This is a genomic window from Lysinibacillus sp. NPDC098008, from assembly GCF_044760715.1.
Classification (GTDB): domain Bacteria; phylum Bacillota; class Bacilli; order Bacillales_A; family Planococcaceae; genus Lysinibacillus.
On the sequence record NZ_JBIWBA010000030.1, the window covers coordinates 22909 to 35071 of the forward strand.

General features: G+C 38.5%; 10 protein-coding genes and 1 other annotated feature. Of the genes, 2 read left to right on the top strand and 8 right to left on the bottom strand.

The window, feature by feature from the left end; translation table 11 throughout:
• Positions 1-82 precede the first annotated feature (82 nt).
• Positions 83-1105 (bottom strand): beta-carotene 15,15'-monooxygenase, encoded by a 1023-nt coding sequence (locus ACIQVU_RS18330; RefSeq protein ID WP_340803727.1) that lies wholly within the window; start codon positions 1103-1105, stop codon positions 83-85.
• Positions 1102-1530 (bottom strand): MarR family winged helix-turn-helix transcriptional regulator, encoded by a 429-nt coding sequence (locus tag ACIQVU_RS18335; protein ID WP_340803726.1) that lies wholly within the window; start codon positions 1528-1530, stop codon positions 1102-1104. The genes ACIQVU_RS18330 and ACIQVU_RS18335 overlap by 4 nt, the downstream gene beginning before the upstream one ends.
• Positions 1531-1650: 120 nt before the next feature.
• On the opposite strand from ACIQVU_RS18335, the gene tadA reads away from it, so the two are divergent.
• Positions 1651-2178 carry a tRNA adenosine(34) deaminase TadA gene (tadA, locus tag ACIQVU_RS18340; RefSeq protein WP_340803725.1) on the top strand — a complete coding sequence of 176 codons (528 nt, stop codon included), beginning with the start codon at positions 1651-1653 and terminating at the stop codon, positions 2176-2178.
• 170 nt (positions 2179-2348) lie between these two features.
• Here tadA and serS read toward each other — a convergent pair whose 3' ends face one another.
• The 3 genes from serS to pdxS form a co-directional block, all read right to left on the bottom strand.
• Positions 2349-3629 carry a serine--tRNA ligase gene (gene serS / locus ACIQVU_RS18345; RefSeq protein WP_340803724.1) on the bottom strand — a complete coding sequence of 427 codons (1281 nt, stop codon included), beginning with the start codon at positions 3627-3629 and terminating at the stop codon, positions 2349-2351.
• Between the two features lie 56 nt (positions 3630-3685).
• Positions 3686-3903, bottom strand: a binding site (T-box leader).
• A 49-nt stretch (positions 3904-3952) separates the two neighbouring features.
• The gene (pdxT, locus tag ACIQVU_RS18350) at positions 3953-4516 is read right to left on the bottom strand and encodes a pyridoxal 5'-phosphate synthase glutaminase subunit PdxT (protein ID WP_340803722.1); all 564 of its coding nucleotides are present in this window, start codon (positions 4514-4516) and stop codon (positions 3953-3955) included.
• A 1-nt stretch (position 4517) separates the two neighbouring features.
• Positions 4518-5402 (bottom strand): pyridoxal 5'-phosphate synthase lyase subunit PdxS, encoded by an 885-nt coding sequence (pdxS, locus tag ACIQVU_RS18355; protein ID WP_340803721.1) that lies wholly within the window; start codon positions 5400-5402, stop codon positions 4518-4520.
• Positions 5403-5506: 104 nt separating this feature from the next.
• Here pdxS and pdxR point away from each other — a divergent pair, with 104 nt between their 5' ends.
• Entirely contained in the window at positions 5507-6928 is a 1422-nt protein-coding gene (pdxR, locus tag ACIQVU_RS18360) for a MocR-like pyridoxine biosynthesis transcription factor PdxR (RefSeq protein ID WP_340803720.1), read from the top strand.
• Between the two features lie 10 nt (positions 6929-6938).
• Here pdxR and asnB read toward each other — a convergent pair whose 3' ends face one another.
• The 3 genes from asnB to guaB all read right to left on the bottom strand — a co-directional run bounded on the left by asnB (position 6939) and on the right by guaB (position 11811).
• Entirely contained in the window at positions 6939-8774 is a 1836-nt protein-coding gene (asnB, locus tag ACIQVU_RS18365; protein ID WP_340803719.1) for an asparagine synthase (glutamine-hydrolyzing), read from the bottom strand.
• A gap of 100 nt (positions 8775-8874) precedes the next feature.
• Entirely contained in the window at positions 8875-10206 is a 1332-nt protein-coding gene (locus tag ACIQVU_RS18370) for a D-alanyl-D-alanine carboxypeptidase family protein (protein ID WP_340803718.1), read from the bottom strand.
• Positions 10207-10347: 141 nt separating this feature from the next.
• Positions 10348-11811 (bottom strand): IMP dehydrogenase, encoded by a 1464-nt coding sequence (guaB, locus tag ACIQVU_RS18375; RefSeq protein WP_340803717.1) that lies wholly within the window; start codon positions 11809-11811, stop codon positions 10348-10350.
• Positions 11812-12163: the final 352 nt, after the last annotated feature.

Sequence of the window (12163 nt, forward strand, 5' to 3'; positions counted from 1 at the left end):
ATAGCATTAAACGGAATCACTACAATTATTAAGAAAATAACGGACGAGCCCATTATGAATTTTTTCAAAATCTCACCTTATTTTAAGCTCTAGCTAAAGCTTTCTTTAGTTCTGTAGGATGATCAGATTTTATAGCTATATACTGATACTTCTTTTCAATCCCCATCATAAAAGTTACGATAACGGGCTGCTTTAATTGCACAATAAAATCAGGCTGGACACTCTCAAAATCTCGCAAAATAAAATCAATCGTTTCCTTTGAGCGTTTTTGGGCAAGTAACTCTGGATCATCTATAATTACAGCAATATTATCAAGGTCAATTTTGGTACGTTTTATTAAGCCTAATGATAGATATATGGACTTTTTATCTATAAAAATTGGATTCAAGCGCATTGCCTGCATATCTGCTAGGAAAAAAATGATGGAATAAATATTAAGAATTAATAACACGATGGAAACAATTGGTGCCTTTGTATGTAGCCAATAATGTATGCCTATGGTTTCTATAATAATGGCATGAATGATCATAATTTGAAATGCCATATAATTTGATTTTTTATATAATGTCAGCCCTTTAGGCACTGCTTGTCGCCAACTCCCAAATGCATAATATAAGACAAGCATTTCAGAACAAATCACTTGAATAATTGGATGCTGCTTCACATATTTTCCTACAGCCTGTGAAAATGCAAATAATGTTGGCAATTGGCTCTCTTTTACATCATGGATAATCTTCGGCGTGTAACGTAGCAATGTTATAAGCAATAAAATTTCTACCAATACTATACAGCCCTCAACCGCAATGCCACTCCATGTAATCATTGCATACGGAGCTAATAAATCTGTTGGCACTATTAATCGAAGCAAGATACAGCCAAATGCGACGAATGCAATCAATGCCTTCGGCGAAAATTTATTGCGGTAAAGTATCATAAATAATGGGAAACAAATCATTAAATCTAACAACGACCCTAACACAACAGCCTGTGCCTCATCAGGTAATAGATTGCTCCCTATAGATGTATGGTACAACATATAATTACCACTCAACACAAATAACACTAAAATAAGCCATATAGGTTTTGACTTTTCAACCCAGCTCATGCTTTATCCCTCCTAACAATTGTTAATAAATTTTCTAAAATACGCCCTAAATGCTGTAAATCCTCTATTGGCAATTGTCCATAAATTGCGTAGGTGGTGTCTTGCTCAAATTGCTGTAGCTTTTTAAAATATTGCTGCCCTTTTTCTGCCAGCTCTAACTTAATTTCACGTCGATTCTCTGGATTAATTGCCCGATAAATATAGCCCTTATCCTCTAGCTTATTCAAAAGCTGACTAACAGCGCTAGTTGTTACCTGTAATGTAGTAGCAAGCTCCTTTGTCGTTGTTGCCCCTGCACGAACTAGCTCCAATAGTAATACTTGCTTAGCCGTTAATTCATTATCCATTGTTGTTTCATATTGCACTGCCATTTCAATATTTAATTGGTCCTGTAAACGATTAATTTTTGTAATTAAATCCTTCATTTATTATCAGCCCTTATAATTAAGTTATCTTAATTATAAAGTTAACTTAATTAAATAACTATCTTAAAATTTTGATATTGCTAGCAAAGCAAGCTAAACTGGAAGGAAGGAGCGATTAGTATGACAAGAGATCAGCAATTTATGCAAGAAGCCTTAATGGAAGCTAAAAAAGCAGCAGCTCTTGGAGAAGTACCAATTGGAGCGGTTCTTGTTTATAATGGCGAAATTATTGCACGTGCCCATAATTTACGAGAAACCTCTCAAAATGCCACTACTCATGCAGAATTATTAGCGATTCAACAAGGCTGTAAAAAAATAGGTAGCTGGCGTTTAGAGAATACAACGCTTTACGTGACGCTGGAGCCTTGTCCAATGTGTGCTGGAGCCATTCTACAATCTCGTATTCCTCGTGTTGTTTATGGGGCAAGAGATAGTAAAGCTGGCTGTGTGGATTCCTTATATCGTTTATTGAATGATGCGCGCCTTAATCATGAATGTAAGGTAACAGAAGGAATTTTAGCAGCGGAATGTGGGCAAATTTTAACTAACTTTTTTAAGGCTTTACGGGAGCGTAAAAAGGCCGAAAAAAAGGCAAGAGCGGCTTTAACAATTACAGAAGGTGCATCCAACTGTGAAAATTGTAATTAAGAAAAAGCTATTTTAGATTTTCCTTTAGTAAGGTATCTAAAATAGCTTTTGTCGTTTAGTTTGGTGCGATTACTTCTTTCCCGCCCATATATGGTCTTAATACTTCAGGAATTACTACGCTTCCTTGGTTTGCCTCTGTCACTTCGCTTTCGAGGCAGAGCCGACTTTGTTTAGTTTGGTACGATTACTTCCTTGCCGCCCATATATGGTCTTAATACTTCAGGAATTACTACGCTTCCGTCGGCTTGCTGGTAGTTTTCTAAGATTGCTGCTACCGTACGACCAAGGGCAAGACCTGAACCGTTTAATGTATGAACATATTCTGGCTTCGCATTTGGCTCACGACGGAAGCGGATATTTGCTCGTCGTGCTTGGAAATCCTCAAAGTTAGAGCAAGAAGAAATTTCACGGTACATATTTTGAGCTGGAATCCAAACCTCTAAATCATATTTTTTCGCTGCTGTAAAACCTAAATCAGCCGTACACATTTTTAATCTGCGGTATGGTAACCCAAGTAGTTGTAATACTTTTTCAGCATGGTTTGTTAAAAGCTCTAGCTGCTCGTATGATTCCTCTGGCTTTACAAAACGAACTAATTCTACTTTGTTGAATTGGTGCTGACGAATTAAGCCACGTGTATCACGCCCAGCAGAACCTGCCTCTGAACGGAAACATGCACTATACGCAACAAAACCTTTTGGTAAAATTTCGATTGGTAAAATTTCATCACGATAGAAGTTTGTCACGGGTACTTCTGCAGTTGGAATCATAAAATAATCTGTTTCCTCTAGCTTAAAAACATCTTCTTCAAACTTCGGTAGCTGACCAGTGCCTGTTAAGCTTTCACGATTGACAATAACAGGTGGTAGCATCTCCTCATAGCCATGCTCCTCTGCATGTAAATCCATCATAAATGTCATTAATGCACGTTCTAAACGAGCGCCAAGACCACGATAGAATAAGAAACGGCTACCAGTTACTTTCGCACCACGTTCAAAATCAACAATATCTAAATCTGTTGCAATGTCCCAATGCGCTTTTATATCAAAATCAAATGCTGGTACTTCACCCCATGTATATTCCTCAACATTATCGTCCTCTGTTGTGCCAACTGGGACTGATTCATGTGGAATATTTGGTAAACGCATCATCATATCTTTAAAACGCTCTTCTACTTCATTTAATTGGCTATCTAATTCTTTAATTTCATCACCAACCTGACGCATACGAGCAATGACTTCATCCGCATTTTCTTTATTGCGCTTCATAATAGAAATTTGCTCAGATACTTTATTACGTTCTGCTTTAAGCTCCTCTGTTTTAGCGATTAATACTCGGCGCTTTGCATCTAACTCCTCAAAGTCATCCAAGTTCCCTAAATCCTCATTACGTGTTAATAGCATTTCTTTGACTTCTGCGAAATTATCACGCACGCGTTTAATATCTAACATAGTTCATACCTCCAGTAAATGATTGAAATCAGAACACAAAAAAGCCCCCATCCCATAAAAGGGACGAGAGCTACCCGCGTTGCCACCCTAATTGACTAGACATATGCCTAATCCACTTGTTTCATAACGGCATTTCAGCCGGCTACAGCCTACTTTCATTAAACTTCGACTGTGCAACTCCAGGACGGATTCACAAGTGCTTTTATCAGCTCCCACCAGCCGCTGACTCTCTACAAAAAACGTGCTTGTTACTACTTCCTATCATCGTGTTCAGTTATTTAAAATTTAACCATACTGTACTATATGAAAAAGAATTTTGCAAGTCATACTATAGATGCTACAAAATATTCAAGAATACGTGTATCTGCTGTTAATTCGGGATGGAACGCACAGCCTAATAAATGCCTATCCTGTGCTAACACAATTTTTCCTTCATGCCGTGCAAGCACTTCAACATTTTTACCAACCGCTTCAATATGAGGCGCACGAATAAATACGGCTGGAATCGCATTACCTATTTTAGGAATATCCAGCTTTACTTCAAAGCTATCCACCTGACGACCATATGAATTTCTTGCCACTGTCACATCCATCACAGCTAAATGTCGCGTATCATCCACTAAATGGTTGGCTAATAAAATTAAGCCTGCACAGGTTCCAAACATCGGTAAGCCTTGCTGTGCTAGCTGACGGATTGGCTCTAGTAGCTCAAAGCGATCCAGCAATTTACGCATTGCTGTACTTTCCCCACCAGGCAATATAAGACCGTCAAGCTTTACTAAATCTTGTCTTTGTTTTACTAGCACAGCTTCACAGCCAAGCGCCTCTAACATTCGCATATGCTCACGTACCGCTCCTTGTAACGCCAACACACCCATTCGCTTCATGCTACCAGCCACGCTCCTGCATACGCTCGTTTTGTCCTAGCTGTGCAATATCAATCCCCTTCATAGGTACACCAAGCTCTTTGGATATTTCAGCAATCAGCCTGTAGTCCTTGTAATGTGTTGTTGCTTCTACAATTGCATGTGCAAATTTTTCAGGATTGTCAGATTTAAAAATACCTGAGCCAACAAATACACCATCAGCGCCAAGCTCCATCATTAATGCAGCATCAGCAGGTGTAGCAACACCACCAGCCGCAAAGTTCACAACTGGTAAACGGCCAAGATGCTTAATTTCTCTTAATAATTCAAAAGGCGCTCCAAGTAATTTTGCCTCTGTCATTAGCTCATCTTCTGTCATACCCACTACCTTACGTACCTGAGCGTTTACTTTGCGAATATGGCGTACAGCCTCTACAATATTGCCTGTTCCCGGCTCACCCTTTGTACGCAGCATCGATGCTCCTTCACCAATGCGACGTGCGGCTTCCCCTAAATCACGACAGCCACAAACAAATGGTACTGTGTAATCACTTTTTAATAAATGATACTCTTCATCTGCTGGTGTTAACACTTCACTTTCATCAATATAATCAACACCCATTGCCTCTAATACACGTGCCTCCACAATATGTCCAATACGCGCTTTAGCCATTACAGGAATAGAAACAGCCCCCATCACCTCTTCCACAATCCGAGGATCAGCCATACGTGCAACCCCGCCTGCCTTCCGAATATCAGACGGTACTCGTTCTAATGCCATCACAGCTACTGCTCCTGCTGCTTCTGCAATTTTTGCTTGCTCGGCATTTATTACATCCATAATAACGCCACCCTTTTGCATTTCTGCCATCCCACGTTTTACTAATTCCGTACCTGTTTGTTTCATTATTCTAACCTCCACCTTTGTGATGAAATTTAGTATAATAGAAATTGACCATATCAAAATATCCAGTTTTCTAAAAAATTATAAGGTCAGGAGGTAATTAGCAGATGGACATGCTGTTATTTCAGCTTGAAAAAGATAATGAAAAACCCCTTTATGATCAGCTTTATAACGGAATTAAAGATGCCATTATTTCCAAAAAAATTGCTGTAGGAGAAAAATTACCATCTAAAAGAAAATTAGCGGATTTTTTAAATATTTCTCAAACAACAATCGAAATTGCCTATGCACAATTACTTGCTGAAGGCTATATTATGTCCAAAGCGCGTGTTGGTTATTTTGTCGAGGCAATTGATGAACTCCCCTATATTCAGCAGGAAATTGTGACATCCATCAATGCACAGCCGAAGAAAAAATCATATAAAATCGATTTTAATCCAGGTTCTATTGATATTGATGCCTTTCCTTTTCAAACTTGGAGGAAGTATGCGAAGGAGCTTTTTGATGACACTTCAAAGGAGCTATTACTAACAGGAGAACCTCAAGGGGAGTTATCTTTACGCACGGAAATTGCAAACTACTTATATCAATCGCGTGGTGTTGTTTGTAGCCCTAAGCAGATTGTGATTGGTTCAGGTACTGAGCAGCTTCTTCCAATGATTTTGCGCCTTTTTAATGAAGACACCTGCTTTGGATTGGAAAACCCAGGATATCCCGCTGTGCACCGTATGTTTACACAACATAAGCGTAAAGTCTGCCCAATCGCAGTTGATGACGAAGGTATCATTATTCATGCGCTTGAGCAAGCGGATGCTAATGTTGCATATATTACACCATCACATCAATTCCCAACAGGGGCAGTATTGTCTGCTACAAGACGTGCACAGGCTTTAAATTGGGCGGCACAAAGCCCTTCCCGTTATATTATTGAGGATGATTATGATTCAGAATTCCGTTATACTGGAAAACCAATACCTGCACTACATGCTTTAGATCGAAATGATAAGGTCATTTATATGAGCACCTTTACAAAATCATTAATGCCATCCTTACGTGTAGCCTATTTTGTGCTGCCACCTAAGCTACTAGCTACCTATAACGATGTTTTTAATTATTATTCATCCACAGTGCCCCGTTTCGATCAGCATATCGTCGCAAATTTTATGCGTGATGGTCATTTTGCTAAGCATCTTAATCGCATGCGCAAAGTTTATCGTAAAAAGCATGACAGGCTCACTGCGATTTTAGAGAAATATTCAGCGTCCATTAATATTACAGGTGAGCAAGCAGGCATGCATATTTTATTAGATGTTCAACACACATTATCAGAAAAACAATTACAACAACTTGCCTCCCAAGCAAATATCGGCATCTATCCATTATCTGATTATCGATTAGACCATTGCGAATCTAGACAAGCTCAATTTTTACTAGGATTTGGTGGCATACCCGTACAAGCAATTGAGTCATCCATTGAACAATTAATGGCTTGCTGGGGCATACAAAAAAATCCCTCAGGTACTAGCTGAGGGACATCTCTTAAGCTTCGACTAATTGGATATGGTAATGTTCAAACCATATATGAATTTGCCCTAAATATGCTAGTAGCTGAGGGCCTGCCATTAATTGACCATACCATGGAACCTTAAAGGAGCTACCACCAGATTCAATTAATTCCAATAGCTTTTGTTGAACAAATAGCTCATGTAGAATTGAATTTTTATCTTTAAGAATCTCCTTTAACCACTTTTGCACACCTGCAGTATAGGCTGGATGGTACGTTTTTGGATAGGGATTCTTTTTTCTGTATAATACTTCATTTGGTAATAAGTGTGCCATTGACTTTCGCAGTAAACCTTTTTCTATCCCATCTAAATTCTTTATTTCCCACGGAATATTCCATGCATATTCTACAAGGCGATGGTCTGCAAAGGGAACACGTACTTCTAAACTTGCTCCCATACTCATACGATCCTTACGCTCCAGCAAGGTTTGCATAAACCATTGCATATTCAAATAAAGCATTTCACGATGGCTTGCTGCTGCGGAGCTTTCCCCATCTAATAATGGTACTTCTGCTATTGTTTGAGCATATAGCTGTTGGGCATAGAATTCAATGTTTAATTTCTTCTGCCACCTATCTTGTAACAATGTACTTCTCTCTGACAATGAGCGAATCCAAGGAAAGCCTGAAGCTTTTTCTTGAAACCATGGATACCCACCAAAAATTTCGTCTGCACATTCACCTGATAATGCTACAGTAAAGTCCTTTTGGATGTTGCGGCAAAACCATAATAATGATGAGTCTACGTCTGCCATACCGGGCGAATCTCTTACAATCACAGATTCTACTAATAAGTCGATGAGCTGTTGCTGAGATATTTCCTCTGCATGGTGTGTTGTTTGAAACGCCTCTGTCATTTTCTGAATCCAATACGTATCTGTTGATGTTTGGAAAGCATGTGGATGAAAAAAGCGCTCATTATCCTCATAATCAATGGAGTACGTATGCAGCTTACTGTTTTGTTGTTGAAATCGTTTTGCGGCAATTCCTGTAATAATGCTTGAATCAAGTCCACCTGATAGAAATGTACAAACTGGCACATCTGAAATAAGCTGTCGTTCAATAGCATCTGTTACTAAGAAGCGTACATGCTCAATCGTTTCTTCCACAGATTCCTTATGCTGATAACTTTGTAGCCGCCAGTATTGCCACTTTTTTATACCTTCTTTAGAAAATCGCATAGCATGGCCAGGTCGCACTTCCTCAATATTGTGAAAAAGAGTCTTGCCAGGTACCCTAGACGGCCCTACAGCCATCATGCTTGCGAGCCCCTCTGAATGAATAGCTACCTGCACTGATGGATGTACCAATAATGCTTTCATTTCAGAGGCAAACATAATATCCCCCCGCTGCTCTATATAATACAGAGGCTTCACCCCAAGTCGATCCCTGCATAAAAACAGTGATTGCGTTTGGTCATCCCAAATACCAAAGGCAAAAATACCATTTAGAAAATCTACACATTGCTCCTTCCATTCAATATAGGCTGTTAATAATACTTCGGTATCTGAATGCGTTGAAAAAGAATGTCCTCTTTTTTGCAGTTCCTTACGCAGTTCTTCTGTATTATAAAGCTCGCCATTATATGTAATGACATAGTTGGCTCCATCATATGCTTTGTGCATTGGCTGTTTGCCACCAATCAAATCAATAACAGCTAGCCGTCGATGGCCAAATGCAATATGCTCACTACACCAAATATTTTCATCATCTGGCCCTCTCTTATTCAATGTTTGTGTCATGGATTTTACTATTGCATCACTTGTTCTTAAATCCTTTTGAAAGCTAGCCCATCCTGTTATGCCACACATTTAGCCACATCCTTTCGCCTACTAGCGTATGCATTACTGTGTGAAAATGTGAAAAAGCACATGAATGTTTGAAAACAATCATGTGCCCTAGTATTAATTATTAAAATAAGCCTCCAACAAAGTCTGAAATGCCTCCCCATAAATTGCCGAAGAAGTTACCAACGCCTTGGAAGAATAATGAGATACGCCCAGCACGCTCTACAGCGGTTGTTGTTACAACATCAGATGAAATATCCTTCCCATCGATAAAGCCGTAATCTGTGCCTTCTGTGCGCTCAAGAACAACTTTCCCTACAACAGTATCTTTTTTAACACCTGCTTCTAAGCTCTTTTTATCTAAAACAAGTGTAGGTTTATATAAATCTTTATCAGAAGATTTCACCATAAATGAAATAGGCTCTTTTACAGCAATCTCTACTTTATCTTCTTTCCCTTTTGTTACTTTTACTGTTTTTTGATCTTTAAATGTATAGTTGGCTGGTAAAATTTCCTCTTTTGAAAATTGTGAAAAGCCATAGTTAAATAATTTTGCTGTTGCATCGAAACGTGCTTCATATGAACCCACACCATTTGCATCAACAGCTTTCATCACAACTGCAATTAAACGTGTATCATTACGCTTTGCAGTTCCTGTAAAACTATGACCTGCAAAGTCTGTTGTACCCGTTTTTAATCCATCTACTCCTTGATACTCATAGATTAACCCAGGCAGCATAAAGTTCCAGTTAGACATTTTAATAGCATCCTCTGTACCTTCACGGAATATCTTCTTAGCAATGCTAGACGTTTCTAACACATTTGGATGATCTTTTAACAAATGATATGCCAGTTTTGCTACAGATTTAGCAGGCATCACATTTTCATCCTTTGGTCCTGTGCCTGATGGATGCATACCAAATAAATCAGCATTATTAAGACCCGTAGCATTTACAAATTTGTAGTTCTCTAAACCAAGTTCTTCCGCCTTTTTATTCATTAACTTTAAAAACTCAGTTTCAGAGCCTGCAATTGTTTCTGCAATCGCTACTGTTGCTGCATTCGCTGAATAAATAACCATTGCCTCATATAATTCACGAATCGTATAAGATCCATCTCTACGTAAAGGTACATTACTTAATGCACGATTTTGCGACATACGATACGTATAATCTGTTACATGATACTCTTGGTCCCATTTAACTGTCCCTGCATTAATTGCGTCCAATAACAGGTATTCAGTCATCATTTTTGTCATACTTGCGATACCTAGCGAAGTATCTGCATTTTGTTCATATAAAATTTTCCCTGAGTCTGCGTCAATTAAAATCGCAGCATCCACTGTTAATCCTAAATCTGTTTCTGCATTTGCCTGTGTAGGGATACCAGCAAACACGCTTAATAGCAAAACAGGAATTAGGAGTAAGCGTAATACGGTGCTTATTTTCTTTTTCACCTTGAAAGCCCTCCAAAAAATAATCTTGTCCTCGACATTTTATCATAGATAGCTATCAACGTGTTGACTCTCTACCATAAAAAAATGCCTTCGCGCCATCTTTGTAGACGAAGCGAAAGCATAAAAGTTGCAAGCAATATATTACATTGAATAATTTGGCGATTCTTTTGTAATTTGTACATCATGTGGATGCGATTCACGTAGACCTGCACCTGTCATTTTAACAAACTGTGCATTTTCTCGTAGATATTCAAGATTTGGTGCTCCACAGTAGCCCATACCAGCACGAATACCACCGATTAATTGGTAAACTGTATCAGCTAGAGGTCCTTTATATGGAAGACGTCCCTCAATACCTTCTGGCACTAATTTTTTCGCATCTTCTTGGAAGTAACGATCCTTTGAACCTTTTTCCATTGCCCCAATTGAGCCCATACCACGATAAACTTTGAAGCGACGACCTTGGAAAATTTCTGTTTCTCCTGGAGATTCAGATGTACCTGCAAGCAATGAACCAAGCATAACAATATTCCCACCAGCAGCTAAAGCTTTTACGATATCACCAGAGTATTTAATACCACCATCGGCAATAATTGTTTTACCAAGCTCACGAGCTACTGTAGCACAATCATAAACTGCTGTAATTTGCGGTACACCTACGCCAGCAACTACACGTGTAGTACATATAGAGCCAGGACCAATACCAACTTTCACAACATCTGCACCAGCTTCAAACAATGCACGCGCACCTTCTGCAGTTGCTACATTACCAGCGATAATTTCTAGCTCTGGATATGTTTCACGGATAGAACGAATTGTTTGTAACACACCTTCTGAGTGACCATGTGCTGTATCGATTACAACAATATCAACTTGTGCTTCTACAAGCTTCTCAATACGTACCATTGTATCCTTTGATACACCAACAGCTGCACCTACAAGTAAACGACCATGTGTATCTTTAGCAGCGTTCGGGAATTCAATCACTTTTTCAATGTCTTTAATTGTGATAAGTCCAGTTAATCGACCTTCTTCATCGACAATTGGAAGTTTTTCGATTTTATATTGTTGAAGAATTTTTTCAGCATCTTCTAAAGTTGTCCCAATAGGTGCTGTAATTAAATCCTCTTTTGTCATAACATCTTCAATTTTTAAAGAATAGTCAGAGATAAAACGTAAGTCACGGTTTGTAATAATCCCTACAAGCTTTTGGTTTTCCATGCTATCTACAATAGGTACACCAGAGATTCTATATTTCCCCATTAAGTGCTCAGCATCGAAAACTTGATGAGTCGGAGTTAAGAAGAATGGGTTTGTAATAACACCATTTTCAGAACGTTTTACTTTTTCTACTTGTTCAGCTTGCTCATCGATTCCCATATTTTTATGGATAATACCGATACCACCTTGGCGTGCCATAGCAATTGCCATTTTAGACTCTGTCACTGTATCCATACCTGCACTGACCAACGGAATATTTAATTTAATCTTTGGCGTTAGTTGAACAGATAAATCAACATCTTTCGGTAATACTTCGGAATGAGCTGGTACTAATAATACATCATCAAAAGTTAAACCTTCTTTGGCAAATTTAGTTTCCCACATTTTCGTAACTTCCTCCTATGGTTAAAAGAATATTAATTGTAAGATTAACAACGTGGACTGCTACTGTCAAGAAACTTCTAAAAGAAAGACAATTCAGATTTTTAATCATAGTAAATCTAATCAAAAATTCCAACTAAATAGCAATGCAAAAAGTATTTTATAATAGAAAATATATGATGATAGAATAAGCAAGTTTTGCAATATTTTCTTTAAATTATAAACAAATTTCTTAAAAATAAAAAAGCAACCAGCGTTTAGCTGACTGCTTTTCTATATAGATTGCCTAGCGATGTCCTACTCTCACAGGGGGAAGCCCCCAACTACCATCGGCGCGAAAGAGCTTAACTTCCGT